Source organism: Aeromonas australiensis (assembly GCF_000819725.1).
Lineage (GTDB): Bacteria > Pseudomonadota > Gammaproteobacteria > Enterobacterales > Aeromonadaceae > Aeromonas > Aeromonas australiensis.
In genome coordinates this window covers 73,484-98,916 of sequence record NZ_CDDH01000062.1, presented here as the reverse complement: position 1 = coordinate 98,916, position 25,433 = coordinate 73,484, and the positions used below count along the sequence as shown (strand labels likewise).

General features: G+C 59.7%; 23 protein-coding genes and 1 other annotated feature. Of the genes, 10 read left to right on the top strand and 13 right to left on the bottom strand.

Annotation, left to right across the window (positions count from 1 at the left end; genetic code table 11):
- Positions 1-66: 66 nt before the first annotated feature.
- The 10 genes from hrpA to BN1117_RS10040 all read right to left on the bottom strand — a co-directional run bounded on the left by hrpA (position 67) and on the right by BN1117_RS10040 (position 12,707).
- Positions 67-3,981, bottom strand: a complete 3,915-nt coding sequence (gene hrpA, locus BN1117_RS10085; protein ID WP_040097019.1) for an ATP-dependent RNA helicase HrpA — start codon at positions 3,979-3,981, stop codon at positions 67-69.
- Between the two features lie 228 nt (positions 3,982-4,209).
- Complete coding sequence (locus BN1117_RS10080) at positions 4,210-4,632, bottom strand: CBS domain-containing protein (protein WP_040097018.1); 423 nt, start codon at positions 4,630-4,632, stop codon at positions 4,210-4,212.
- Positions 4,633-4,762: 130 nt separating this feature from the next.
- Positions 4,763-4,981 (bottom strand): hypothetical protein, encoded by a 219-nt coding sequence (locus tag BN1117_RS10075; protein ID WP_040097016.1) that lies wholly within the window; start codon positions 4,979-4,981, stop codon positions 4,763-4,765.
- An 84-nt stretch (positions 4,982-5,065) separates the two neighbouring features.
- Positions 5,066-6,178 carry a ribonuclease D gene (gene rnd, locus BN1117_RS10070; protein WP_040097014.1) on the bottom strand — a complete coding sequence of 371 codons (1,113 nt, stop codon included), beginning with the start codon at positions 6,176-6,178 and terminating at the stop codon, positions 5,066-5,068.
- 108 nt (positions 6,179-6,286) lie between these two features.
- Positions 6,287-7,963 carry a long-chain-fatty-acid--CoA ligase FadD gene (gene fadD / locus BN1117_RS10065; protein ID WP_156129952.1) on the bottom strand — a complete coding sequence of 559 codons (1,677 nt, stop codon included), beginning with the start codon at positions 7,961-7,963 and terminating at the stop codon, positions 6,287-6,289.
- 198 nt (positions 7,964-8,161) lie between these two features.
- Complete coding sequence (locus BN1117_RS10060; protein WP_040097011.1) at positions 8,162-9,040, bottom strand: alpha/beta fold hydrolase; 879 nt, start codon at positions 9,038-9,040, stop codon at positions 8,162-8,164.
- 8 nt (positions 9,041-9,048) lie between these two features.
- Entirely contained in the window at positions 9,049-9,564 is a 516-nt protein-coding gene (locus BN1117_RS10055; RefSeq protein ID WP_040097244.1) for a Slp family lipoprotein, read from the bottom strand.
- 118 nt (positions 9,565-9,682) lie between these two features.
- The gene (tsaB, locus tag BN1117_RS10050) at positions 9,683-10,384 is read right to left on the bottom strand and encodes a tRNA (adenosine(37)-N6)-threonylcarbamoyltransferase complex dimerization subunit type 1 TsaB (protein ID WP_040097009.1); all 702 of its coding nucleotides are present in this window, start codon (positions 10,382-10,384) and stop codon (positions 9,683-9,685) included.
- Between the two features lie 90 nt (positions 10,385-10,474).
- On the bottom strand, positions 10,475-12,394 hold the full coding sequence (yoaA, locus tag BN1117_RS10045; RefSeq protein WP_040097008.1) for a DNA repair helicase YoaA: 1,920 nt from the start codon (positions 12,392-12,394) through the stop codon (positions 10,475-10,477).
- 67 nt (positions 12,395-12,461) lie between these two features.
- Entirely contained in the window at positions 12,462-12,707 is a 246-nt protein-coding gene (locus BN1117_RS10040; RefSeq protein ID WP_040097006.1) for a hypothetical protein, read from the bottom strand.
- A 188-nt stretch (positions 12,708-12,895) separates the two neighbouring features.
- Positions 12,896-13,024, top strand: a sequence feature (His leader region).
- A gap of 23 nt (positions 13,025-13,047) precedes the next feature.
- Here BN1117_RS10040 and hisG point away from each other — a divergent pair.
- From hisG to BN1117_RS09995, 9 genes are all read left to right on the top strand, one after another.
- Positions 13,048-13,944 carry an ATP phosphoribosyltransferase gene (gene hisG / locus BN1117_RS10035; protein WP_040097005.1) on the top strand — a complete coding sequence of 299 codons (897 nt, stop codon included), beginning with the start codon at positions 13,048-13,050 and terminating at the stop codon, positions 13,942-13,944.
- 12 nt (positions 13,945-13,956) lie between these two features.
- Positions 13,957-15,255 (top strand): histidinol dehydrogenase, encoded by a 1,299-nt coding sequence (gene hisD / locus BN1117_RS10030; protein ID WP_040097003.1) that lies wholly within the window; start codon positions 13,957-13,959, stop codon positions 15,253-15,255.
- Positions 15,256-15,364: 109 nt separating this feature from the next.
- On the top strand, positions 15,365-16,435 hold the full coding sequence (gene hisC, locus BN1117_RS10025) for a histidinol-phosphate transaminase (protein WP_040097002.1): 1,071 nt from the start codon (positions 15,365-15,367) through the stop codon (positions 16,433-16,435).
- 15 nt (positions 16,436-16,450) lie between these two features.
- Positions 16,451-17,590 (top strand): bifunctional histidinol-phosphatase/imidazoleglycerol-phosphate dehydratase HisB, encoded by a 1,140-nt coding sequence (gene hisB / locus BN1117_RS10020; protein ID WP_040097000.1) that lies wholly within the window; start codon positions 16,451-16,453, stop codon positions 17,588-17,590.
- Positions 17,590-18,234 (top strand): imidazole glycerol phosphate synthase subunit HisH, encoded by a 645-nt coding sequence (gene hisH, locus BN1117_RS10015; RefSeq protein WP_040096998.1) that lies wholly within the window; start codon positions 17,590-17,592, stop codon positions 18,232-18,234. Before hisB ends, hisH begins: the two co-directional genes overlap by 1 nt.
- 5 nt (positions 18,235-18,239) lie before the next feature.
- Positions 18,240-19,001 carry a 1-(5-phosphoribosyl)-5-[(5-phosphoribosylamino)methylideneamino]imidazole-4-carboxamide isomerase gene (gene hisA / locus BN1117_RS10010; RefSeq protein ID WP_040096996.1) on the top strand — a complete coding sequence of 254 codons (762 nt, stop codon included), beginning with the start codon at positions 18,240-18,242 and terminating at the stop codon, positions 18,999-19,001.
- Positions 19,001-19,774 carry an imidazole glycerol phosphate synthase subunit HisF gene (hisF, locus tag BN1117_RS10005; protein WP_040096994.1) on the top strand — a complete coding sequence of 258 codons (774 nt, stop codon included), beginning with the start codon at positions 19,001-19,003 and terminating at the stop codon, positions 19,772-19,774. Before hisA ends, hisF begins: the two co-directional genes overlap by 1 nt.
- Positions 19,767-20,402 carry a bifunctional phosphoribosyl-AMP cyclohydrolase/phosphoribosyl-ATP diphosphatase HisIE gene (hisIE, locus tag BN1117_RS10000; RefSeq protein ID WP_040096992.1) on the top strand — a complete coding sequence of 212 codons (636 nt, stop codon included), beginning with the start codon at positions 19,767-19,769 and terminating at the stop codon, positions 20,400-20,402. Before hisF ends, hisIE begins: the two co-directional genes overlap by 8 nt.
- A gap of 422 nt (positions 20,403-20,824) precedes the next feature.
- Positions 20,825-22,114, top strand: coding sequence for a sensor domain-containing diguanylate cyclase (locus tag BN1117_RS09995; RefSeq protein ID WP_040096990.1), 1,290 nt, complete (start codon positions 20,825-20,827; stop codon positions 22,112-22,114).
- A gap of 87 nt (positions 22,115-22,201) precedes the next feature.
- Here the strand turns inward: BN1117_RS09995 and BN1117_RS09990 are convergent, their stop codons facing one another.
- The 3 genes from BN1117_RS09990 to BN1117_RS09980 form a co-directional block, all read right to left on the bottom strand.
- Entirely contained in the window at positions 22,202-23,824 is a 1,623-nt protein-coding gene (locus BN1117_RS09990; protein ID WP_040096989.1) for an acyl-CoA synthetase, read from the bottom strand.
- Between the two features lie 237 nt (positions 23,825-24,061).
- Positions 24,062-24,250, bottom strand: a complete 189-nt coding sequence (locus tag BN1117_RS09985) for a hypothetical protein (RefSeq protein WP_040069812.1) — start codon at positions 24,248-24,250, stop codon at positions 24,062-24,064.
- 88 nt (positions 24,251-24,338) lie between these two features.
- On the bottom strand, positions 24,339-24,749 hold the full coding sequence (locus BN1117_RS09980; RefSeq protein WP_040096987.1) for a hypothetical protein: 411 nt from the start codon (positions 24,747-24,749) through the stop codon (positions 24,339-24,341).
- Between the two features lie 3 nt (positions 24,750-24,752).
- On the opposite strand from BN1117_RS09980, the gene BN1117_RS09975 reads away from it, so the two are divergent.
- A complete protein-coding gene (locus tag BN1117_RS09975; protein ID WP_040096985.1) occupies positions 24,753-25,292 on the top strand; it encodes a glycine zipper 2TM domain-containing protein in 540 nt (179 codons plus the stop codon).
- The last annotated feature ends 141 nt before the right edge of the window (positions 25,293-25,433 follow it).

Here is a 25,433-nt window from a genome sequence, read left to right as displayed (position 1 = left end):
GGCTACCTGACTGGCAACCCCAACTCATCACCGGCTATCACACAGCTAAAACAGCCAGCTAGCAGCTTAGCACTGAGCAATGGCGTTCAGCACCCGTTTATCGGAGACCGGATACGGAGTCCCCAGATTCTGGGCGAAGAACGATACCCGCAGCTCCTCGATCATCCAGCGGATATTGGCCACCTCGGCGGGAATAAGCTGGGATTTGGGGATCTTGGCCAGCAGCGCCTTGTACTCCGACTCCACGCTGTGCACTTTGAGCATGTAGACCCGATCCCGGTTGGGATCGATGGCGAGCTTCTCGAGGCGACGCTCGATGGCCCGCAAATAGCGCAACAAGTCAGGCAACCGCTGCCAGCCGGTCTCGGTGACAAACCCCTTGTGAATAAGGTTGCCGAGCTGCTGCTGGATATCCGACATGGCAAAAGCGGTGTCGAGCTGCATCTTGCCCTTGAGCCGCTTCTTGATCTCATGGGAGAGCGTCAGTACGGCTTCCACCTGCTTGGCCACCTCCACCACTGCATCGTTGAGCTCGGCGCGGACAAACTCCTTGAGCGCCTCGAAACCGGCCTCGTCCCACGCCATGCCGCCATGCTGCTCAATCAGCTTGTCGCAGCCGCAGGCGATGCAGTCGTCAATCAGCTCCGCCACCTTGCCAAACGGGTTGAAATAGAGCCCGAGCTTGGCCTTGTTAGGCAGCTTCTCCTGCAGATACTTGATGGGAGATGGTACGTTGAGCAGCACAAGTCGGCGCTGGCCCGCCCACATCAGCTGCTGCTGTACCACAGGGCTCTCCACCAGCTGGATGGCGACCGAATCCTTCTCGTCTACCAAGGCCGGATAGGCCTTCACCTCGAAGCCGCCGCGCTTCTGGCTGTACTCCTGGGGCAGCTCGCCAAAGCTCCACAGAGTGAGGCCGGATTGTTCGATGTCATCATCCGCTACTTGCGACAGGGTCTCCTGCACCTTGCCACGCAGGGACTCTTTCAATGCCTCCAGATCTTTGCCTTCCGCCACCTTCTTGTGCTTGTCATCCACCACCCGGAAGGTGAGTTTCAGGTGATCGGGCACCGCAGCCCAGTCCCAGGATTCACGGGGCACGGTGACGCCAGTCATACGGCGCAGTTGGCGCTCCATCTCGTCCAAGAGCGGCCCCTGCTCGGGGTTGATACTGGCAAGCAGCGCATCGGCATAGTTCGGCGCCGGCACAAAGTTCTTGCGCATCGGCTTGGGCATCGACTTGATGAGGGCCACCAACAGCTCGTGACGCAGCCCGGGGATCAACCACTCGAACCCCTTCACCTCCACCTGGTTCAGGAGCGGCAGCGGAATATGCAGGGTCACACCGTCCGCCGCCTCCCCCGGCTCGAACTGATAGGTCAGCTTGAGCTTGAGGCGCCCCTGCTGCCAGAAGTTGGGGTAGTCGAGATCGCTGATGTGGGCCGCATCCCCCTTCATCAGCATCTCTTTTTCGAAGTTGAGCAGCTCGGCGTCCTGCTTTTGCGCCTCTTTCCACCACTTGTCGAAGTGGCGGGCGGACATCACCTCCTCCGGCAGACGGGCATCGTAGAAGCGGAACAGGTCCTCGTCATCCACCAGAATGTCGCGCCGACGGGATTTGTGCTCCAGCGCCTCCACCTCGGCCAGGAGCTTGCGGTTATCGCTAAAGAAGCGGTGACGGGTCTCGAAATCCCCCTCCACCAGGGCGCGGCGGATAAACAGCTCGCGGCACAGCGCCGGATCAATACGGCTAAAGTTGATGGTGCGCTCGTTGACCAGGGTCAGGCCATAGAGGGTGACCTTCTCCTTGGCCATCACGGCGCCGTTTTTCTTCGACCAATGGGGGTCGCTGTGGTGCAGCTTGATGAGGTGGCCTGCCAGCGGCTCCACCCACTCGGGCTCAAGCTTGGCATTGATGCGGGCGTAGAGACGGGAGGTTTCCACCAATTCTGCGGCCATCACCCACTTGGGCGGCTTCTTGAACAGACCCGAGGCCGGGAACAGGTGGAAGCGGCCGTTGCGGGCGCCAAGGAATTCGGGTTTTTCCAGATCCTTGTTGCCGATATGACTCAACAGGCCGGTCAACAGGGCGCAATGCACCGTTTTGAAATCCGCCGGCTCCTGATTAGCTTTAAAACCAAGCTCCTTGACCGTCTGGCGCAGCTGGAAGTGGATGTCCTGCCACTCGCGCACCCGCAGGTAGGAGAGAAACTCCTTCTGGCACATGCGCCGGAACGGATTGCTGCCAAGGGCATCCTGCTGCACTTTCAGGTAGTTCCACAGATTGACGAAGGCGAGGAAGTCGGAATCCTTGTCTTCAAAACGTCTGTGCTGCTCATCGGCGGCCTGCTTTTTCTCCATGGGTCGCTCGCGTGGATCCTGAATACTGAGGGCAGCAGTGATCACCATCACCTCGCTCAGGCAGCCGGTCTGCGCCGCGCTGATCACCATCTTCGCCAGACGGGGATCAAGGGGAATGCGCGAGAGCTGGCGACCGGTCTCGGTCAGCTGCAGTTTGGCTTCGCGCTCGCCGGGTGCGGGCAGCTCGCGCACCGCCTCCAGCTCTTTCAAGAGAGTCAGGCCATCCTTGATATGGCGTGACTCGGGTGGCTCAACGAAGGGGAACGCCTCCATATTGCCCAGACCAAGTGCCAGCATCTGCAAGATGACGGAGGCCAGGTTGGTGCGCAGGATCTCGGGGTCGGTAAAGGCGGGACGGCTGTTGAAATCCTCCTCCGAATAGAGACGGATACAGATACCGTCCGCCACCCGACCGCAACGCCCTTTACGCTGATTGGCGCTGGCTTGGGAGACCGGCTCGATGGGTAGGCGCTGCACCTTGGTGCGCCAGGAGTAGCGGCTGATGCGGGCGGTGCCCGGATCGATAACGTAACGAATGCCCGGCACCGTCAGCGAGGTCTCCGCCACGTTGGTGGCCAGCACGATGCGCCGACCGGCGTGTTGCTGGAACACCTTGTTCTGCTCGGTGTTGGAGAGACGGGCGTAGAGCGGCAGCACCTCGGTGTCGCGCAGATTGAGCTTGCGCAGGGCATCGGCGGTATCGCGGATCTCCCGCTCGCCATTCATGAAGATAAGAATATCCCCGAGCCCCTCGCGGGCCAGCTCCTCCACCGCATCGAAGATACCCTGCAGCTCGTCGCGCTCTTCCAGCCCTTCGTTCTTGTCACTGCTTTTTTTATCAACAAATAGCGGACGGTAGCGCACCTCCACCGGATAAGTGCGGCCGGAGACCTCGATCACCGGCGCCTTGTTGAAATGACGGGAGAAACGCTGGGGGTCTATGGTGGCCGAGGTGATGATCACCTTGAGATCGGGGCGCTTGGGCAGCAGCTGTTTGAGATAACCCAGAATGAAGTCGATGTTGAGGCTGCGCTCGTGGGCCTCATCGATGATGATGGTGTCGTACTGGGTGAGCATCCGGTCGTTCTGGATCTCCGCCAGCAGGATACCGTCGGTCATCAGCTTGATGTGGGTCTGCTCACTCACCTGATCGGTAAAGCGCACCTTGTAGCCCACGTAATGCCCGAGTTCGGACTCCATCTCCTCGGCAATGCGGGCCGCCACTGTACGAGCTGCAAGGCGCCGTGGTTGGGTGTGACCGATAAAGCCCTTCACTCCGCGCCCCAGCGCCAGACAAATTTTGGGGATCTGGGTGGTTTTGCCCGAGCCGGTCTCCCCGGCAATGATCACTACTTGATGTTCTTGAATGGCTTTGGCGATCTCCGCCTGTTTCTGGCTGACCGGCAAATTGTCCGGATAGGTGACCTTGGGTACGCCCGCCAGACGGGCCTGATAACGCGCCTGTGCCGCATCCAGATCGGCGGCAATAGTCTCCAGCACGGCGGCCTGTTTGCCCTCAGGCAGCTTCTTGGCCCCGTGCAGACGGCTGGAAAGGCGGCGGGCGTCGAGATTCATGCAGACGGATAGACGGCGACGCAGCGCCTCGATTGAGAGAGACAAGGTACAACTTCCTTAATAGAGAGCCCGGTATGGGGCCATATCGATTAGCTGCGAGCGATCCTAAAGAGCGAGCGGGAACGGTGCAAGCCTTAACATTGGATCTACCAGCCAGTACCCATTCAACAGTTAGTTGAATAGATTAGTAAGATGGCATACTTTGGTGCAAGATAGGCCCCGACATAGCCAAGGCAAGCCGAAGCTTGCCTTGTTAAAGGGAGAAATGGGAGATCATCCGTGGGCGTGATGCACGAAACAGGTGGTGAGCTGGGTATGGATGGCCTGTATCACATTGTGGCGGTTTATCACCCCGAGCAGGCGTCCCTCCTCCACCACCGGATATATCTTCGGCTTTTGCCCCATCATCATTTCAGCCAGCGCCAAAATGGTGGTATCGGGCCCTACCGTCAATACCTCTTTGCGCATCACATCCTTGACTTGCGCCACTTGCTCGCAGTGATAGGCCTCCTTGAGCAGTACGGCAATACAATCCTGCTCAGAGATCCAGCCGATCAGAGTACCCTTCTCATCCACCACGGGGCCACCCAGTTGGTGACTATTAAGGAATTTATCGACTGCTGCTTGCACCATCATCTCGGCTTTGAAGGTAATGGGTCTACTCTGCATATAATCCTTGGCTTTTAGCGATTCCATATATCAACTCCCCTACGGTAGTTCATCCAGTTAGCGTCTTGCGCGCCGATGCCGGCACCATGCACGGCTTGCTCCAAGCATAGCTGGCTCACAGCAGGATGGGACAGCAGCCAGCCGCAGGATGCCAACCTCAAGCGCCATGGTGAATGCTGGCAGATGGAATGCCCCCCATCCTGCTCCTCATGACGATGGCTGCCCAGCGGGCAATCTTCTCGACCTTTATATGGCGCAAGAACGGGTAAGTCTCGAAGCTGTGGGGATTGATGACGACCCGCTCCCTCTGCGTCAGACTGGCGGATTTGTCGAAGATCTCGTCAGGTATCCTGAATTTTCCCAGTTCAGACAGCATGGTCGCGCCTGTTTCTACCTTGCTCCCAATAAAAAATCCCCACCCGAGGGTGAGGATTTTTTATTGGAGGCGCAATCTTGCGGCTTATTGTGCCAACAGATGACCTACCAGCTCATGACGCCACCCTTGCAGTAGCATCGGCTTGTCGCTGCGGGCCCGCTCTTCATCGTTCATCCGCCAACTCCAGGTGAAGTACTGGTGGATGATCTTCTTGCTGGCAATCAGCTCGGGCGGAATATTGCTGGCCTTGGCCTTCTCTTCCACCATAGCCTTTATGCGCTTGAGTTCAGCCTTGTACTGGGGGAAGTCCACCAACCGGCGAATGGGCTCGGGCCAGCTGTCAGGCTCGCTCTGCTGCGCCTTGGCGACGATATCAAGCATCCGCTTGCCGTGGATCTTGATCTCGATGGGCGAGAGGCCCAGCTCGTTGAGATCCCGCAGGGAAGCAGGACGACGCTCCGCCACCTTGAACAGGTGCAGCTCTTTCACCACAAAGTTGAGGGCCAGATCCCGGCGCACCGCCTCTTGCTGGCGCCAGGCGGCCAGCTCACGCAGGATGGCAAGCTCGCGGCGACCCAGTTGCCAGGCGTTGACGATGTCGAGATAAGCCTGACGGGGATCGCTACCCTGGGTCTTGCGAGCGGAGTGGTTCTGACACTCCTGCTCGAACCAGGCAAACTTGCCGCTTTCCCGCAGTTTGGCCATCACCTTCTCGTAGAGCGGCATCAGGTAGAAGACATCCGCCGCCGCGTATTCGAGCTGACGCGGTGTAAGCGGGCGGGCCAGCCAGTCGGTGCGCGCTTGATCTTTTTCCAGCTCGATCCCGAGAAATTCGTTCACCAGCGCACCAAAGCCGACCGAAACGCCGTAACCGAGAAAGGCGGTAGCCAGCTGGGTGTCGTGCATCTGGTTGGGCAGGTGGCCCGCCTGATGCTGGATCAGTTCCAGATCTTCGCCAGAGGCGTGCAAAATGGCGATCTGCCCTTCCCTGCCCAGTCGCTGCCAGAGGGGGGAGAGATCCAGCGTCAGCGGATCCAGCAGCGCCAGTTGCTCGCCGTCATAGATCTGGAACAGACCAAGCTGGGGATAGTAGGTGCGGGTGCGAACGAATTCAGTATCGATAGCCAGGGGAACGTCGGCCAGAGCAGCGAGATAGTGCTCAAGTTCGGTTTGCTGAGTGATAAGTTGATAGTGCATCTGTGCCTGCGCGGTTGATCAGGGCCAAAAAGAAAAAACCGTGGGCTGACCCACGGCTTTGCATAACAACGGTGCTGGTTTGCAGAAGATTCTGCAGCCACAGTCCGGTTATTGCTTGGCAATCTCCTCGTCGCGCAGAACGCGGCGCAGGATCTTGCCCACATTGGTCTTGGGAAGTTCGTCACGAAATTCTACCAGTTTCGGCACCTTATAGGCAGTCAGATGTTTGCGGCAGTGGGCAATAATCTCGTCCTCCTGCAATGTTGCATCTTTCTTGACCACAAAGATCTTCGCCAGCTCGCCAGAGACCTTGTGCGGCACGCCGACCGCGGCCACTTCCATCACTTTCGGGTGCAGGGCAACGACATCTTCGATCTCGTTCGGATAGACGTTGAAACCGGAGACCAGGATCATATCCTTCTTGCGATCAACGATCTTGAAGAAGCCCTGCTCGTCGCACACCGCGATATCACCGGTACAGAGCCAGCCATCCTGCATCACCTCGGCGGTCGCCTCGGGACGTTGCCAGTAGCCGGTCATCACCTGCGGGCCACGCACCTGCATCTCGCCCGGGGTGCCGAGGGCATGGATCACCCGGCCGTTGTCATCCACCAGTCGGATCTCGGTAGAACAGACCGGCAGGCCGATGGAGCCGTTGTAATCGGTCAGATCGTAGGGACAGACGCTCACCAGTGGCGAACACTCGGTCAGGCCATAGCCTTCCAGCAGCGGGGTGTCGGTCAGCGTCTTCCACTTCTCCGCGACCGCGCGCTGCACCGCCATGCCGCCGCCTATGGTCAGTTTGAGCTTGTCAAAGGCGATCCCCTGAAACTCTTCGTTGTTGACCAGCGCATTGAACAGGGTGTTAACCCCGGTAATGCAGGTGAAGGGGTACTTCTTGATCTCTTTGACAAACCCCGGGATGTCGCGCGGGTTACTGATCAGCAGGTTGTAACCGCCGATACGCATAAAGAGCAGGCAGTTCACGGTCAGGGCAAAGACGTGATAGAGCGGCAGCGCGGTGACCACGAACTCCTTGCCACGCTCCAGCATGGGGCCGTAGACGCCGAGGCACTGCTCGACGTTGGCAATCATGTTGCGATGGGTCAGCATGGCCGCTTTGGAGAGGCCGGTGGTGCCACCGGTGTACTGCAGGAAGGCGAGATCGTCGTTGGTGATCTCCGGCTTGATGTACTGCAGGAAACGACCCTTGGAGAGGGCCTGACGCATGGTGGTGGCGTGGGGCAGATTGTATTTCGGCACCAGCTTCTTGACGTACTTGACCACGAAGTTGACCAGAGTGCCCTTGGCCAGCCCCAGATTGTCCCCCATCCGGGTCAGGATAACGTGCTTGATCGGGGTGTCGTAGACCACCTTTTCCAGGGTATGGGCGAAGTTGGAGACGATGACGATGGCTTTGGCACCGGAGTCTTTGAGCTGATGCTCCAGCTCGCGCGGGGTATAGAGCGGGTTGACGTTGACCACGATCATGCCGGCGCGCAGGATGCCGAACACGGCGATGGGATATTGCAGCAGGTTAGGCATCATCACCGCAACCCGATCCCCTTTCTCCAGCTTCAGCTCGTTTTGCAGGTAGGCAGCAAAGGCGCGGGACTGCTCTTCCAGACGGCGGTAGGTGATGGTTTGGCCCATGTTGACGAAGGCGGGCTGATCGGCAAACTGGGTCACCGAGGATTCGAACATCTCGACCAGGGAGCTGTATTGGTCTGGATTAATCTCGGCGGGGACCCCTTCCGGATAACGTTTCAGCCAGACTTTTTCCACAAACTTCTCCTGCATAACTAGCACCTGTGCGCTCACTGTGTTGCCTCCGTCCCGGTTCACATCCATTTTAATCGGTTGTTTTAAGCTGATGCTCTAATGCCGCACATATTTACACAGCGCAACATCAATTAACAGCAAATTAACAACAGAAAAATGTGAGGGAGAAAACAAACCTGGAATTATTGAAAGCTGGCGATTCTACCGAACTTGACAAAACTTTACGATACAAACGGCCGTATCAACCGAATTTTCCATATGAAAATGATGGTTTCCACCCAATATGACCCGCTCGATCTGCTGGAAGGCATCCTGACGGGACAGCCATTGGGCTTCAAGCGCAACAAATCCCTGCTCCCCCTGAATCAACAGCACCGGACAACGGATAGCCGCCATCAATGCCCGAGCTTGTCCTTCGCTCATTCTCAGGGGTGAAAGATCCCGCAAACGGGGGTCGCTGCGCCAGTACCAGCGCCCTGCCCGCTCTTCAAGCTGCCGTTCACAGATAAGACGCGCCGCCTGCGGCCTGATATCCGCCACTTTGCAACGGGCAGCGACAGCTTCATCGATGGAGGCAAAGCCGTTGGCATTGCGCTCCCGGGTGCGGCTGCGGTTTAAAATTGCACGTCGCAGCTGGGCAGGTACCTCCTCATCGGGCTGGCTCAGCGGCCCCAGCCCCTCCAGCATGATCAACCGCTCCACCTGTTCGGGGAACACCCCGGCATAGGCGGAGGCGATCAGCGCCCCGAGGGAGTGACCGAGCAGAGTGAAACGCGACCACCCTGTCGCCTGCACGATCTGGTAGAGATCGTCCAGCCAGTCGACAAAGACATAAGGGGTGGTTTTGTGATCGGAGTGACCGTGCCCCGGCAGATCGACACAGATGAGGTGAAAATCACCCAGATGCGACGCCAGCGGCAAGAAGCTGGCACTGTTGTCGAGCCAGCCGTGCAGGGCAATCAGCAGGGGTTTGCCCTGCTGAGCCTGATCCGCGAGTTGATTCTCAAGCAGGGCCACCTGCCGACCATCTGCCAAGGTGAGCTGACGTTCGTGCAGAGTGCTTTTGATGCCGTTGATCATGGCAAGCCTTAGCGACGCAGCGGCCGTCTCGGCCAGAAGGGATCATAGAAGGGGTCGTAGAAGTAGGGGTCCATATAGCGCACCTCCACCTCCTTGACTGGCGGCCATAGCTTGCTGCCCGTCACATTGAGCACCGAGAAGCGGTACTTGTGCTCGCCAATCTGGCTATCCACCGGTTGGCCTATGGTGCCAAGCACTGTCAGGCTGCGCCCCTTGGCGTAGAGGGTCGGATCGACAAAACCCTTCATGATGGCCAGAAAACGGCCCGGGCTCTGTTCGGTCTGCTCCGGCACGCCGTTGGATTTAAGCGGCAGATAGACCACTTCAATAACGCTCTGATCCGCCTTGTTGTGCACCGCCGAGATAACGCCGCTCCAGCGGGCCGGTTTGCCCTCCATCCCGCCAAGGGCTGGCTGATAGGCCACCAGCTGATTTTCGGGCTCATAGGCCAGCTCCCTGGGGACCGAGCTGCAGGCCCCGAGCAGCAGGGCCAGCGCCCCGACCACCATAGTACGTTTCATCATGTCGCTTCTGGTATTACGCATCATGTCACTCTCCTGTTGCCGGCGTGGCCCGTCGGGCCACCCGCTTGTGTTGCAGCTGATGAGCGGCAAGAGCGACATGCTGTCAGTGCTCCTGCCCTTATTCGCGACCCGGCAGTTTTTTCCAGGTCACCTTGTCACGCAAATAAACCGGCGTCGCCTGCTCCACCGGCACCGCCTCCCCCGCCAGCCAGGCGGCGCGGGCCAGCGGCAGCATGTCTTCTGCCGCCGGGAAGCGCACCTGACTCACAGCCAGCTCATCGGCCAGACCACTCAGGGTCTCGCCATAGGTTTCAAAACCGGTGCCGACGCAGGTCACCCGACCCGCCAGCTTTCCACGGACGTCAACCAGTGCCGCGGGTTCGCTCACCACCTCGTCCCCCACCAGCTGCATGCGGCCATCAATGAGCTCATAGCGGCCGAAATAGACCTCGTTCATCCGCGCATCGATGGCGGTCAGCACCTGCTGGGCGCCATCCCGTCGATAGGCGCCTTGCGCCATGGCGGCCAGGGTCGAGATGCCAATCAGCGGCACACCCGCACCAAACGCCAGACCTTGCGCCACACTGATACCGATCCGCACGCCGGTAAAGGAGCCCGGGCCGCGGCCAAACGCGATGGCATCGAGGTCACTCAAACTTATCCCGGCATCCTCTAACACAGCCTGAACCATGGGCAGGATTTTTCGGGTGTGATCCCGTGGCGCCTCCTCCCAGCGGGAGAACAGCTTGTCACCCACCAGCAAGGCGGCGGAGCAGGCTTCGGTGGCGGTATCAACGGCCAGGATCTTCAACTCGTTCATGCTTTCCAATCTCTATAAAATCAGTCAATTACATAACCGGCAAGCGAGATATGCTCACCCGTTGTTCAAATCTGTTAGCTGGCGGCACACTTATTCACCGCGTTCAGAGCGATCGAAAAAACGCCCCAGCGTTCCCAACTCCCGGGTGCGAGGGATGGCGGGCAGACTCTTGATAAAGGTGGCGCCGTAAGGTTTGTTGACCATTCGTGGATCACAGATCACCAGCACGCCGTGATCACTGCGATCACGAATAAGCCGCCCCACCCCCTGCTTGAGGGCAATCACCGCCTTGGGCAACTGCAGCTCGGCGAAGGGATCCCCCCCCTTGAGTTTGCAATCATCCACCCGCGCCTTAAGCAGCGGATCATCGGGGCTGGCAAACGGCAGTTTGTCGATGATAACACACGACAACGCCGCCCCTCGCACGTCGATCCCCTCCCAGAAACTGCTGGTCGCCACCAGCACGGCGCGGCCATTCTCGACAAACTCCTTGAGCAGCCGCTGCTTGTTGTCCTCCCCCTGCAACAAGACGGTACGGCCAATCTCCCGGCGCAGCACCTCGGCTACCTGACGCATCACCTGATGGCTGGTGCAGAGGAAGAAACAGCCCCCCGGCGTCTTGTTGATCAGCGGGATCATCAGATTGGCCAGCTGCTCGCCACGGCCAAAGGCATTGGGCTCCGGCAGATAACGGGGCACACAGAGCCGCGCCTGCTCGCCATAGTCGAACGGACTGTCGAGAATAAGCTCAGCGCTGCCCGCCAGCCCCAGCTCGGCCTTGAAGTGATCAAACCGCATATCCACCGTCAGGGTAGCGGAGGTGAAGACCCAGGCTACCTCCGGTTTTTGCACCTCGGCACTGAATCGCTCGGCCACCGATAGCGGCGTCAGATTGAGGGTGAAATGAAGCCGCGAGCAGTCGTACCAGTAGGAGAAACCGGTCTGGTTGACCGCCAGCACCTCGCCAAGACGGGTGCGCAGTTCACTGATGCGCTCGAAGGCGTGATCCAGCTGCTCGCCCCGGCCGAGAGCCAGTTTGAGCACTTCGTAGCAAAGCCCGATGGCATCGTTGAGACGAGCCAAGGCCTGACCCCAGAGCGGCTGGCGCAGCATGTCGCGGGTATTGCCGCGACCGCCATCCACTCCGAAGGCGAGCCGTAAATCCTGACTGGCGATGGCAAGCCTGTCCGCCGCCTTGCCGAGCTGGGCCATGTCGTGCGCCTCAGCCCGATAGGCCAGCTGGATATCCTGCGCCAGATCCTGAATCGTTCGGCTGCCCACCGACTTGCCGAAGTAGTTGGTGGCGATCTCCGGCAGCTGGTGCGCCTCGTCAAACACATAGACTTGCGCCTCCGGCACCAACTCACCAAATCCGGTGTCTTTCACCGCCATATCGGCGAAGAAGAGGTGGTGGTTGATCACCACCACCTGGGCATCCATGGCGCGGCGTCGGGCCACCACCAGATGGCAGTCGTCGTAATAGGGGCAATCGCGACCGAGGCAGTTGTCGTTGGTGCTGGTGACGTGGGCGAGGATCTCGGCGTTCTCCTGCAATCCCGGAATATCCCCCACATCGCCGTTATCAGTGGCGGTGGACCAGGATTTGACCTTCACCAGATCGTTCAGGATTTCAGGCTTTTGCAGATGGGATTCGCTCAAGAGACGGTTCATCCGCTCGATGCAGAGATAGTTGCTGCGCCCCTTGAGCAGGGCCACCGGCGGGGTGTAGGAGAGCGCGCCGGTGATGGTCGGGAGATCCCGATAGAAGAGCTGCTCCTGCAGGTTCTTGGAGCCAGTGCTGATCACCACCCGCTTGCCGGACTCCAGCGCCGGCACCAGATAAGCGTAAGTCTTACCGGTACCTGTCCCCGCCTCCACCAGCAGACGGCCACCACTCTTGATGGCGCGCGCGACCGCTTCGGCCATCTCCAGTTGGGGAGCGCGGGCTTTGAAACCGTCGATATGGCTGGCCAGAGGGCCATCTGGCTTGAACAGGGTCTGGATGGTCAAAAGGGCGTCCCGCAGCAAAAGCGGCCATTATGCCAAAAGCGCGGCAAAAGCGGGACAGATAATCTGCCTAGACGAACAGATCGATCTGATGTTCGGGATCCGGCTTGTGATCGTCCTCCTCCGCCTTTGGCTGATCACGCTTGGCGGGGGTGCTATACGCCTGCTGGCGCTGCTGGGAGTCACTGTTGTCAGTGCCGGTCTTGCGCAGCTTATGCTTCTTGCTGATCTGGGTCACCTCCCGCTTGATGTCATCGGGATTCGGGGTCGCAGGCGCCCGAGGCAAAATAGGGAACAACAGGTCCTGGCTGGGCATGATGGCGACTCCTGCAGGGGGTTATAGTCTAGTTATCGACCAGAAAACCGTTTTCGCCACTTTAATCGATCAAATCACAATTTCGGGTTGCATTTTCTGTCAAGGCAGGTAGTTTAAATCAGGCGTCAATTACGACATCTTATTTTGTAAAGGATTGATTACATGCAGTTCACCACCCTGAAGACTCATCACCACCATCATCATCCCGACTAGTCTTTCAGGAGGTTGACTGCTGGAGGACACTTAACTGGTGACTTCCAAAAGGACCGCAAGATTCATAAACCCTCGGAAGCACCCACTTCCGAGGGTTTTTCGTTTTTGACTAGAAGGAAATCGAGCAATGGAAACACAACGTCTGCGTATCGCCATGCAAAAGTCCGGTCGTCTGAGCCAGGACTCCCAAGCCCTGTTCAAGAGCTGTGGCCTGAAAATCAACCTGCGCGAGCAGCGCCTTATCGCCCATGTCGAGAACATGCCCATCGATATCCTGCGGGTGCGTGATGACGACATCCCGGGCCTGGTGATGGAAGGGGTGGTCGACCTTGGTATCATCGGCGAGAACGTGCTGGAAGAGGTGCAGCTTATTCGTGCCTCCCAAGGCCTCCCCTTCGAGGTCAAAACCCTCAAGCAGCTGGACTTTGGTGGCTGCCGCCTCTCGCTGGCGGTGCCGGAAGATGTGACCTACACAGGGCCAGAGAGCCTGGCCGGCAAGCGCATCGCCACCTCCTACCCCGGGCTGCTCAAGCGCTTCTTTGACGAAAAGGGGCTCGGCTTCAAGAGCGTGATGCTGGGCGGCTCGGTGGAAGTGGCACCGCGCGCGGGTCTCGCCGATGCCATCTGCGATCTGGTCTCCACCGGTGCAACCCTGGAAGCCAATGGCCTGAAAGAAGTAGAAGTGATCTACCGCTCCAAGGCGGTATTGGTACAGGCCCCCAACCCCTTGTCCGATGCCAAGCAGCAGCTCATCGACAAACTGCTGCCCCGCATTCAGGGGATGCAGCAGGCCCGCGAGAGCAAGTACATCATGCTGCACGCCCCCAAAGAGAAGCTCGATGCCATCACCGATCTGCTGCCGGGTGCCGAGCGCCCCACCATCATGCAGCTGGCCGGTGACACCAATCAGGTGGCGCTGCACGTCGTCTCCAGCGAGACCCTGTTCTGGGAGACCATGGAGCAGCTCAAGGCCCTCGGCGCCAGCTCCATTCTGGTGCTGCCCATCGAAAAAATGATGGAATAAGGAAGGGACATCATGCAGACCCTGATCTGGAAGACCCTCTCCCCCGCCCAGCAGGCCGACGTGCTGACTCGCCCGGCCCTCAATGACGAGGCCGATATCGGCGCCGTGGTGCGGGATATCATCGCCGCGGTGCGTAGCCGTGGCGATGAGGCCCTGCGCGAGCTGAGCCTGCGCTTCGAGCGCGCCCCTCGTGAACAGTTACGCGTCAGCGAGTCCGAGATTGAAGCCGCCTGCGCGCGGCTGGATGACGACATCAAAAGCGCCATCGAAGCGGCCATTGCCAATATTCGCACCTTCCACGCCGCGCAAGTGCAGCCAGTGGTACGGGTGGAGACCCAGCCCGGGGTGGTGTGCGAGCTGCGCACCCAGCCCATCAGCCGGGTCGGTCTCTATGTGCCGGGGGGCAGCGCGCCGCTCCCCTCCACCGTGATGATGCTGGCTATTCCGGCTGCGATCGCCGGTTGCCGTGAAGTGGTGCTCTGTACCCCGTCTCCGGCCAGCGACGAGATCCTGTTTGCCGCCCGCGCCTGCGGGGTCGAGAAGGTGTTCGCCATTGGCGGCGCCCAGGCCATCGCCGCCATGGCTTATGGCACCGAGAGCATCCCCAAGGTGGACAAGATCTTCGGTCCGGGCAACGCCTATGTGACCGAAGCCAAGGGCCAGGTATCCCGCGACTGGCGCGGCGCCGCCATCGACATGCCGGCTGGCCCCTCCGAGGTGCTGGTGATTGCCGACGAGAGCGCCAACCCGGCCTTCGTGGCAGCAGATCTGCTCTCCCAGGCCGAGCATGGCCCCGACAGCCAGGTGGTGCTGGTCACCACCTCGCCGCTGCTGGCCGACGCCATCGCTGGCGAAATCAAGAGCCAGTTGGCCAAACTGAGCCGCCGGGATATCGCCGCCCAGGCGCTCGGCAGCAGTCTGGTGATCCTCTGTGACGATCTGGCCGAGGCGTGTGCTATCTCCAACGCCTACGCGCCGGAGCACCTGATCGTGCAGACCCGCGCCCCGCGCGACCTGCTGGATAAACTCGAGAACGCCGGTTCTATCTTCCTCGGGGCATGGACCCCCGAGTCGGTCGGCGATTACGCCAGCGGCACCAACCACACCCTGCCTACCTATGGTTATGCCCGCACCTGTTCGAGCCTTGGCCTCGCCGATTATCAGCGCCGCTATACGGTGCAGGAGCTGAGTGAGCGCGGTATTCAGGGCCTTGGCCCTATCGTCGAGCGTATCGCCGAGGCCGAGGGGCTCGATGGCCACAAGAATGCCGTGACGCTGAGATTGAATGCACTGCAAAAGGAGCGGATATGAAAAATACCGCTCCAAGAGGGCTCGATGCCCCCACCAATAATGCCGTCACCCTCAGATTGAGCGCCCTGGCCGCCGCGCCCCAACCAACAGCACAGCAGAAGGATTTGTCATGAGCATTGCCAATCTGGCGCGCCGCGTGGTGCGGGCCCTCACTCCCTATCAGTCAGCCCGCCGCATCGGCGGCAAGGGTCATGTCTGGCTCAACGCCAACGAGGCGCCGCAGGCCTATCCCTTTACCATCGAGGGGAGCCGTCTCAACCGCTACCCCGAGTGTCAACCGGCCGAGGTGGTGAACGGGTATGCCGCCTACGCCGGGGTCAATCCCGATCAGGTGCTGGTGAGCCGTGGCGCCGACGAGGCCATCGAGCTCTTGATCCGCACCTTCTGCGAAGCGGGTGAAGATCAGATCCTCATCTGCCCGCCCACCTACGGCATGTACGCCATCAGCGCCGAGACCTGTGGCGTGGGGATTGTCGAACAGCCGCTGACCGCCAGCCGCCAGCCTGACTGGCCCGCCATCGCCGATCGTCTCGGCGATGTGACGCTGGTGTTTCTCTGCTCCCCCAACAACCCCACCGGGGATCTGGTGGGTCGCGACGGTCTTATCGCTTTGCTGGAAAAAGCCCGGGATCGCGCCATCGTGGTGGTGGACGAGGCCTATATCGAGTTCTGCCCCGAGGCATCCGTGGTGGACCTGCTGACCCGCTTCCCCAATCTGGTGGTGACCCGCACCCTCTCCAAGGCCTTTGCCCTGGCGGGGATCCGCTGCGGCTTTACGCTGGCCAGTCCCGAGGTGATCGCCATGCTGGCCAAGGTGATCGCCCCCTATCCCATCCCCGAGCCCATCGCCCAGATCGCGGCGCAGGCCCTCTCCCCCATGGGACTGGAGCTGATGCGCGAGCGAGTGGTAGCGCTCAACAAGCAAAAAGCTGCCTTCAAGGCAGAGCTGGCAACGCTTGCCTGCGTTAAGGAAATATTCGAGGACAAGGGCAACTTCGTGCTGGTGCGCTTTGTGGATGGCGCCGCCGTCTTTGCCGCCATGAAGGCTGCCGGCATCATTCTGCGGGATTTCTCCAACAAGCCCGGCCTTGATAACAGCATTCGCGTCACCATCGGCTATCAGGGCGAGATGGATGCCGTGCTGGCCGTACTGCGTGATCTGCCCTCTCCCACTTTGTAAGACAAGGATGTAGCGATGAAGACCCCGTTTTTGTTTATCGACCGCGACGGCACCCTGATTGAAGAGCCGGTGACCGACAAGCAGGTGGATAGCCTCGCCAAGCTGCGCTTCGAGCCCATGGTCATTCCGGTGCTGCGCGAGTTGCAGGCCGCTGGCTACGTACTAGTGATGGTGACCAACCAAGATGGGCTGGGCACCGCCAGCCTGCCGCTGGAGAACTTCCAGCCCCCTCACGACCTGATGATGCACCTGTTTGAATCGCAAGGGGTGACGTGGGAACAGGTGCTGATCTGCCCCCACTTCCCCACCGACGGCTGCAGCTGCCGCAAGCCCCACCTCGGGCTTGTGAAGGCGTATCTCGCCTCGGGTCGTATCGACTTTGCCAACTCCTTCGTGATTGGTGATCGCCAGACCGATCTGCAGCTGGCCGAGAATATGGGTATTGGCGGTATTCGCTACCACCCGCAGGATCACGACTGGCTCGCCATCCGTGATCAGCTGCTCGCTGTTCTCAGTCCAAATAAGGGCCGCGTAGCCTCGGTGGAGCGCAACACCAAAGAGACCCGCATTCAGGTAGCGGTAGATTTGGACCCTTCTGACACAAACAAGATCGGCGGCAACCAGATCGCCACCGGCATCGGTTTTTTTGATCATATGCTGGATCAAATTGCCACCCACGCCGGTTTCCAGCTCAAGCTGAACGTCAGCGGCGATCTCCATATCGACGATCACCACACGGTAGAGGATGTGGGGCTGGCGCTAGGTCAGGCGCTGCGTCAGGCCCTTGGCAACAAGCGCGGCATCGGCCGTTTCGGCTTCGTGCTGGCAATGGACGAGGTGCAGGCAGTGATCGATGCGCGCCCGCTGACCGAGCAGGAGGTGAGCACAGCGCTGGATTTGAGCGGCCGCCCCTACTTCGTCTTCGACTGCCCGAGCGGCTTTGGCCGCGACAACGTGGGCGAGATGGCCACCGAGATGGTGCCCCACTTCTTCCGCTCGCTGTCGGACGCCATGGCCATCACATTGCAGATGAAGGTGGGCAGCGGCAACACCCACCATCAGGTAGAGGCACTGTTCAAAGGCTTTGGCCGCGCCCTGCGTCAGGCCATTCGGGTAGAAGGAAGCGATCTTCCCTCCAGCAAGGGAGTGCTGTGATGGATGTGAGCAAGCAGAAGCTGGTCATTATCGATACCGGCTGCGCTAACCTGGCCTCGGTCAGAATGGCGTTCGAGCGCCTCGGCGTGCAGCCGCTGGTCTCAAGCGTGGCGGCCGATATCGAGCAGGCGGACAAGCTGATCCTGCCCGGCGTCGGCACCGCGGTAGCCGCCATGAAAAACCTCAACGAGCGGGGGCTGGTGCCCCTTATTCGCGCCGCCAAACAGCCGCTGCTGGGCTTTTGCCTCGGTATGCAGATGCTGGCAGAGGCCTCCGAAGAGAGCATGGGTACGGATGACTCGTCAGAGCGGCTTATCGACTGCCTTTGCATAGTGCCGGGCAAGATCCGGCTGATGGAAGTGGGCACTTTACACCAGTCAAGCATGCGCCTGCCCCATATGGGCTGGAACCAGATTGAGCATGACGAAACCCATCCTCTGCTCAAGGGGATCCCGAGCGGCAGCTACTTCTACTTCGTTCACTCCTATGCGCTGGAGGTGACCGAGGCGACACTGGCGACCTGCGACTACGGCAACCCTTTTACCGCGATTGTCGCCCGTGACAACTTCTTCGGCGCCCAATTCCACCCGGAGCGCTCAGGCGCAGCCGGTGCCCGTTTGCTGCAAAATTTTCTGGAGCTGTGACTAGCATGATCATTCCCGCAATTGACCTTATCAACGGTCAGGTAGTTCGCCTCTATCAGGGGGACTACGAGCAGAAGACCGAATACAGCAGCAGCCCGCAGGCCCGCTTCGATGAATATGTCTCCCAGGGGGCGGTGCAGCTCCATCTGGTGGATCTGGACGGTGCCAAGGATGCCAAGGCGCGCCAGCTGCCCCTGCTGACCCAACTGCTGTCAGCCACCGAAGCGCCGGTGCAAGTCGGCGGAGGCGTGCGCACCGAACAGGATGTGGCGGATCTGCTGGCCGCCGGTGCCAGCCGGGTGGTGATTGGCTCCACCGCCGTCAAATCCCCGGATCTGGTGGCCAGCTGGATGGAGAAATATGGCCCCGAGCAGATAGTGCTGGCGCTGGACGTCAATATCGATGAGCAGGGCAATCGCCATATCGCGGTGGCAGGCTGGCAGGAGAACAGCGGTGTGACCATAGAGGCGCTGATCGAGCGCTTTCTCCCCGCCGGGCTCAAGCATGTGCTCTGCACCGACATCAGCCGTGACGGCACCCTGGCTGGCACCAATGTCGAGCTCTATCGGGATCTCTGCGCACGCTACCCGAGCGTTGCCTTTCAAGCCTCCGGCGGCATTGGCGGCATCGCGGATATCGAGGCGCTCAAGGGCTCCGGCGTCAAGGGGATCATCCTTGGCCGCGCCCTGCTGGAGGGCAAATTCTCGGTAGGTGACGCCATCGCCTGCTGGCAAGCTCCCGCAGCCGATACCAGAGGAGGCAACTGATGCTGGCAAGACGCATTATCCCCTGCCTCGACGTGAAAGATGGCGTGGTGGTCAAAGGGGTACAATTTCGCAACCACGAGGTGATGGGCGGGATTGTCGAGCTGGCGCGCCGCTACGCCGAAGAGGGCGCTGACGAGCTGGTGTTCTATGACATCACCGCCTCCAGCGATGCCCGGGTGGTAGAGAAGAGCTGGGTGAGCCGGGTGGCGGAGGTGATCGATATCCCCTTCTGCGTCGCCGGTGGCATCAAAAGCGTGGAGGATGCCCGCCAGATCCTTGAATTTGGCGCCGACAAGGTCTCCATCAACTCTCCGGCGCTGGCCGATCCGACCCTGATCAGTCGACTGGCCGAGCGCTTTGGCGTGCAGTGCGTAGTGGTGGGCATTGACTCCTACTTCGATGCCGACACGGGCCACTATCAGGTCAAACAGTTTACCGGCGACGAGAGTCGCACCCGCACCACTGCCTGGCACACTCTCGACTGGGTGCAGGAGGTGCAAAAGCGCGGCGCCGGCGAAATCGTGCTGAACGTGATGAATCAGGACGGCATGCGCCAGGGTTATGATCTCGACCAGCTCAAGCTGGTGCGCAGCGTCTGCAAGGTGCCGCTGATTGCCTCCGGCGGCGCCGGTGCCATGGCGCACTTTCGCGATGCCTTTACCCTCGCCGATGTGGACGGGGCGCTGGCCGCCTCTGTGTTCCACAAGGGCCTAATCCCCATTCCCGAATTGAAACGCTGGCTGAAAGCCGAAGGAGTCGCCATCCGTGAATAATCAAGAGATTGCAAACCAGATACCGCTCGTGGAGCGGCTCGACTGGGCTAAATGTGATGGCATGATCCCCGCCATCGTCCAGCACGCCGCCAGCGGCGAGGTGCTGATGCAGGGCTTTATGACCCGCGAGGCGCTGGAAAAGACCCAGGCCACCGGTCAGGTCACCTTCTTTAGCCGCAGCAAACAGCGGCTCTGGACCAAGGGTGAAAGCTCGGGCAATGTGCTCAAGCTCGTCGCCATCAGCACCGACTGCGATCAGGACTCTCTGCTGATTGCCGCCAACCCCGTCGGCCCCACCTGCCACAAGGGCACAACCTCCTGCTTTAACGGCCACCCGCTGCCACCCCTCGGTTTTCTGGCTGAGCTGGAGCAGGTGCTGGCTTCTCGCAAAGGGGCCGATCCGGCCACCAGCTACACCGCCAGCCTCTACGGCAAAGGCACCAAGCGCATCGCCCAGAAGGTCGGTGAGGAAGGTGTCGAAGTGGCGCTGGCCGCCATGGCCAAGGATCGGGAGGAGCTCATCAACGAATCCGCCGATCTGCTCTACCACCTGACCGTGCTGCTGCAAAACGAAGGGCTGGGATTACAGGATATCGTTCAGCGGCTTTATAAGCGGCACAATAAATAGATGTTCATATTGCTGAACGGGCTCTGTAGCTCGTTCAGCTCCATCTCTCAGCACACGATCAATCAGGTTTACCCACCCCTCACTCCCCAAACTAACAGTCATCAATGATCACAGGGCCCTTAAAATAGTGATTTAAAGACCTGTTTGTTACCCTTTCTACCACTCGGGCTGGCGTATTTGACTACCGGGCAATTTCTCTGCTGCTGGCCCACGATGCCGGGCCGATATAGGTGGGACGGTTATCTGCATAACCACAGACTCAGTTGATTTCCTTTGACCACAGCAACGATGACAATCGTGTGATATGACGCAGACATTGCGTAAAAAATGCGAAATATGGCGTGAAGAGTGCTTAATTTAAAGCAGTTGATACAAATTGGCCCCGTATACACAGGCCCCATTGCTCAAGGATGGCCAATCCCATGAAGGATGACCCCTGCCCCACCCGATTGCAGCACGAGCTGGATCATCTCAGATCCATCTTTAACGAGATGGGCGCCTACCTCTTTACCAAGGATCTGGCTGGCCGCTACATCTATGCCAATCAGGCGGTGCTGGATCTCTTTGGCTGCACCCTGGCCGAACTGCAAGGCAAGGATGATCACGCCTTTTTTGACCTCGACGTCTCGGAAGAGCTGCAACGAAATGATCGCCAGGTGCTGGAGCAGCAGATCGCTATCGCCCGGGAGGAGGTCAACTACCTCAAACCAACGAGGGAAAAACGGGTCTACTGGAGCGTGAAAAAGCCGATGTACGACCGGGATGGCAAGCTGATCGGCTTGTGCGGCATCTCCACCGATATCACAGAACACAAGCTGATTGAGTCACAGTTGACGGAGCAGCACCAACTGCTGGAGATCATCCTGGCCAACGTTGATGCCCATATCTATATGAAAGACAGTCAACATCGCTTTCTCTACGTCAACCAGAAGGTGTGTGCCCTGCTCGGTCTGCCCGCCGAACAGATCATCAATCGGCGCGATGACGAGGTGATCCCGGCCACCAGCGCCTGCCAGATGTGGCAGCTGGACAACCGGGTGTTCGAAACCGGTGAGCTGCAAGCCGGTGAAGAGTCGCTGAGCGATAGCGAGGGCAAGCAGCACTACTACTGGTCGGTCAAAGTTCCCTTCAAACTGGCTGATGGCACCCCCACCCTGATTGGCATCTCCTCCGATATCACCGAGCTGCACCAGCTCAAGGAGCAGCTGCACCAGCAGTCGGTGCGCGATGGCCTCACCGGTCTCTACAACCGCCGTTTCTTTTTCGAACTGTGCGAGAAGAACCTCAGTCTGGACATGCGCCACCACCTCACCTCGGTGCTGATGGTACTGGATGTGGATCAGTTCAAATGCATCAACGATCGCTTCGGTCATCCCCTTGGGGATAGCGCGCTGGTGCATCTGGGCAAGGTGATGCAATCGGTGCTGCGTAGCGAAGATGTGCTGGCCCGCATCGGTGGCGACGAGTTTGCCATCTTGCTGCCCAACACCATTCTCTCGGCTGCGGCATCCCTGGCCGAACGGCTGCGCAAGCGGGTGATGCAAAGCCCGCTCCCCCTGCCCGACGGGGATGTGCTGGTTATCACCATCAGCGCCGGACTGGTGGAAAATAGCAAGGGAGAACAGATGGAGAGTCTCTACGCCCGCGCCGACCAGATGCTTTATCAAGCCAAGCAGGAGGGTCGCAACTGCGTTGCCTGCAAGACCCCCTAGCCATACAACGGGAGGGCCAGCAGCCCTCCTTTCTCCCTCGTATCTCCCTCCTATGAATGGCTGTGTTGGCGCCTTACGAACAGGCGGCTATCCCAGCTGTTTGCGCAGCACAAACTTTTGCACCTTGCCGGTCGAGGTCTTCGGCAGCGGGGTAAAGATGATCCGCTTGGGCGCCTTGAAGTGGGCCATCTGCTCACGGCAAAAGGCGATAAGCTCCGCCTGGGTGGTCTCTCGCCCCTCTTTCAATTTCACGAAGGCGCAGGGCACCTCCCCCCACTGCTCATCGGGCATGGCGATCACTGCCGCTTCGTCCACATCGGGATGGCGATAGAGCACATCTTCCACCTCCAGACTGGAGATATTTTCGCCGCCGGAGATGATGATGTCCTTGGATCTGTCCTTGACCTCCACATAGCCATCCGGGTGCCACACCGCCAGATCGCCACTGCGAAACCATCCCTCTGCCATCGCCTCGGCGCTGGCCGCCGGATTTTTCAGATAGCCCTTCATCACCACATTTCCCCGCAGCACTATCTCCCCCATGGTTTTGCCATCTTTGGCCACCGGCTCGCCAGTGATCGGATTGATGACCCGCATCTCCCCCTGCAGGGGGGACGCGACGCCCTGCCGGGCCTTGAGGCGAGAGAGCGTGGTGGCATCCTGACCTTGCCAGCTTCTTTGCGGTTCGCACAATACGCAGGGGCCATAGGTTTCGGTGAGGCCGTAAACGTGGGTCACGTTTATCCCCATCGCCTCCATGCCGGCGATCACGGTGGCGGGGGGCGCAGCGCCGGCGGTCATCACCTTGATGGGGTGATCCAGCCCCTGCTTGAGTGCCGGATCGGCATTGTTGAGCATATTGAGCACGATGGGCGCTGCGCAAAAATGGCTCACCTTGTGCTCGTGCAGCGCCTCATAAATGGCGGCGGCCTGCACATGGCGCAGACAGACGCTTACCCCGGCGGTCGCCGCCAGCGTCCAGGGGAAGCACCAGCCGTTGCAGTGAAACATCGGCAAGGTCCAGAGGTAGACGGGATGTTTGGGCAGCTCCCAGGAGAGCACATTGTTGATGGCGTTGAGGTGGGCACCACGGTGGTGATAGACCACCCCCTTGGGGTTGCCGGTGGTGCCGGAGGTGTAGTTAAGGGAGATAGCCTGCCACTCATCTTGTGGCAGCCAGCCGGGCTCATCGCCATTACCAGTGGCAATAAAGGCCTCATAGTCGAGGTCACTGATAAGCGCCCCCTCCCGGTAGAGGGGATCGTCGATGGCGATAACCAGCGGTGGGTGCTCCAGCAGATCCAGCGCCTTGCGCACCACAGGGCCGAACTCCCTGTCCACCAGCACCACCTTGCTCTGGGCATGTTGGAAGATAAAGGCAATCGACTCGGCATCGAGCCGGGTATTGATGGTGTTGAGCACGGCGCCGCTCATGGGCACCCCGAAGTGCGCTTCGAACATCGCCGGGATATTGGGCGCGACGATGGATACTGTATCCCCCTCCCCGATGCCGCGCAGCCGCAGAGCCGAAGCCAGCTGACGGCAACGGCGGGCAGTCTCGCCCCAGCTCTGGCGCAGCGAGCCGTGGATCAGCGCCGGATAGTCGGGATAGACCCGCTCCGCCCGCCCCAAAAAGCTGATGGGGGTCAGGGCCTCGAAATTGGCGGCGGTTTTGACAAGGTCGCGCTCATAGATGTTCTGCACTGGCATCGGATCCCTTCCTCACAGGTGGCACAAAACGGGCAGTTTCGGGATGATTCAGAGATCAGCAAGGGACATGGGCATCCTGCCCGTCACTGGTCTCTTATGGGGATGACAGCCTAACAGTGAGCCTGCGGCGGCAGGTATTAGCAAAACGTCTTAGAGGAAGAGCCGAAGAGGTGTGCGGGACGAGTACGGGCAAGCGAGCAGCCCCCGCCAATGGCGAAGGCTTTACCTCAATCATCGTTAGTGACGTACCCGCCCCTGCTGGCGGAAGCAGTAGAGTTTAAGGCTGATATCGGCGATATCGGCGGGGAGCTCCTCTCCCTGTTCGGCCAGGGGCCGGTAGAGGGATGAGAGCAGGCGCTCCGCTTGCTGCGCCGTGATGATGTTGGCCTGAATGGCCGGGGTGATCCAGCTGGGTAACATTGACATATCTCCCCCTCGTTGATCCGGTGATCTCGGGTGAACATCTCCATTTCAGGTCTTACGCGGCAATCTGCCGATCCGTTCACCCTCTGCCTCACCCAATCAAAGCAAAATGCTTGCCGTATTCTCTTATCGGCATGTGCTCAATGGTGCTGTAGCCATTTATCAGCCACTTGCGTGGCCCTACGCAACAACTGAGGGCACAGTCACACGCGTCACCTTGCGCGTGAGCCGTCAACGCTTTGCCACTTTTGCATTTTGCTTCCTGCTTGCCTGGCAAACTGTGACTCAAATTGCTCTTTATCATCTTGATAGCACCTACCAGCCGCCGGAAACTGCCCATTTTTAGCCCGTTGTCGCCAAAGTCAGACACTTTTTGCGGCGGCTGTTTTTTGACCTTGCCAACGGCTGTCGCAGAGCCATTCCCCTCCCCTTGTCCGGCCAAGCGGTTGTGACAAGATGGCGCCAGATTGGAACAGCCCATACGGGTATGCAGGAGAACCATAAAATGAACAGATCCATGGTGGCAGGTATCGGTATTGGCATCGCCTCGGCCCTGGCGCTCTCGGCGGCGGCCAGCGGCTCCCTCTTTACACCCCAGCCCACCTTTGCCGAGGTGATCGGCAGCAAGCCGATCACCGAGACCATCAAGACTCCCCGACAGGCGTGTCACAACGTCACCGTGACTCACCGCAAGCCGGTACAGGATGAGCACAAGATCCTCGGTACCGTGGTGGGCGCGGCGCTGGGTGGCGTAGTCGGCCACCAGTTTGGTGGCGGCAGCGGCAAGAAGGTGGCCACCGCCGCCGGAGCCGTCGCGGGGGGTTATGCCGGTAATCAGGTGCAGGGCAATATGCAGGCGGGCGATACCTACACCACCACCGAGCAGCGCTGCAAAACCGTGCAGGATACGAGCGTCAACACCATCGGTTATGACGTGACCTATCGCCTCGCCGGTCAAGAGGGGGTGATCCGCATGAAGCAAGCCCCCGGCGCCACCATTCCGGTCAAAGATGGCAAACTGGTGATCGACCAGCCCAAAGTGTGATTTTTCCTGGCGTCAGTTAGCAGCAGGCCCGCCTCTTTCGAGGCGGGCCTGCTGTTTTTGAGCGGCTTGTTTCCCGCTGTATCCAACATCGGCTCTTAAGCTCATTACGCTCAGGCTGCAGCACCTTTCATCACCCCACCA

Bases quoted from the DNA above. Each gene is read 5' to 3' on its own strand.
- BN1117_RS10080 (WP_040097018.1), bottom strand. From the start codon at position 4,632: ATGGAATCGCTAAAAGCCAAGGATTATATGCAGAGTAGACCCATTACC.
- BN1117_RS10075 (WP_040097016.1), bottom strand. From the start codon at position 4,981: ATGCTGTCTGAACTGGGAAAATTCAGGATACCTGACGAGATCTTCGAC.
- rnd (WP_040097014.1), bottom strand. From the start codon at position 6,178: ATGCACTATCAACTTATCACTCAGCAAACCGAACTTGAGCACTATCTC.
- BN1117_RS10060 (WP_040097011.1), bottom strand. From the start codon at position 9,040: ATGATCAACGGCATCAAAAGCACTCTGCACGAACGTCAGCTCACCTTG.
- BN1117_RS10055 (WP_040097244.1), bottom strand. From the start codon at position 9,564: ATGATGAAACGTACTATGGTGGTCGGGGCGCTGGCCCTGCTGCTCGGG.
- tsaB (WP_040097009.1), bottom strand. From the start codon at position 10,384: ATGAACGAGTTGAAGATCCTGGCCGTTGATACCGCCACCGAAGCCTGC.
- BN1117_RS10040 (WP_040097006.1), bottom strand. From the start codon at position 12,707: ATGCCCAGCCAGGACCTGTTGTTCCCTATTTTGCCTCGGGCGCCTGCG.
- hisG (WP_040097005.1), top strand. From the start codon at position 13,048: ATGGAAACACAACGTCTGCGTATCGCCATGCAAAAGTCCGGTCGTCTG.
- hisD (WP_040097003.1), top strand. From the start codon at position 13,957: ATGCAGACCCTGATCTGGAAGACCCTCTCCCCCGCCCAGCAGGCCGAC.
- hisC (WP_040097002.1), top strand. From the start codon at position 15,365: ATGAGCATTGCCAATCTGGCGCGCCGCGTGGTGCGGGCCCTCACTCCC.
- hisB (WP_040097000.1), top strand. From the start codon at position 16,451: ATGAAGACCCCGTTTTTGTTTATCGACCGCGACGGCACCCTGATTGAA.
- hisH (WP_040096998.1), top strand. From the start codon at position 17,590: ATGGATGTGAGCAAGCAGAAGCTGGTCATTATCGATACCGGCTGCGCT.
- hisA (WP_040096996.1), top strand. From the start codon at position 18,240: ATGATCATTCCCGCAATTGACCTTATCAACGGTCAGGTAGTTCGCCTC.
- hisF (WP_040096994.1), top strand. From the start codon at position 19,001: ATGCTGGCAAGACGCATTATCCCCTGCCTCGACGTGAAAGATGGCGTG.
- BN1117_RS09995 (WP_040096990.1), top strand. From the start codon at position 20,825: ATGAAGGATGACCCCTGCCCCACCCGATTGCAGCACGAGCTGGATCAT.
- BN1117_RS09990 (WP_040096989.1), bottom strand. From the start codon at position 23,824: ATGCCAGTGCAGAACATCTATGAGCGCGACCTTGTCAAAACCGCCGCC.
- BN1117_RS09985 (WP_040069812.1), bottom strand. From the start codon at position 24,250: ATGTCAATGTTACCCAGCTGGATCACCCCGGCCATTCAGGCCAACATC.
- BN1117_RS09980 (WP_040096987.1), bottom strand. From the start codon at position 24,749: ATGGTTCTCCTGCATACCCGTATGGGCTGTTCCAATCTGGCGCCATCT.
- BN1117_RS09975 (WP_040096985.1), top strand. From the start codon at position 24,753: ATGAACAGATCCATGGTGGCAGGTATCGGTATTGGCATCGCCTCGGCC.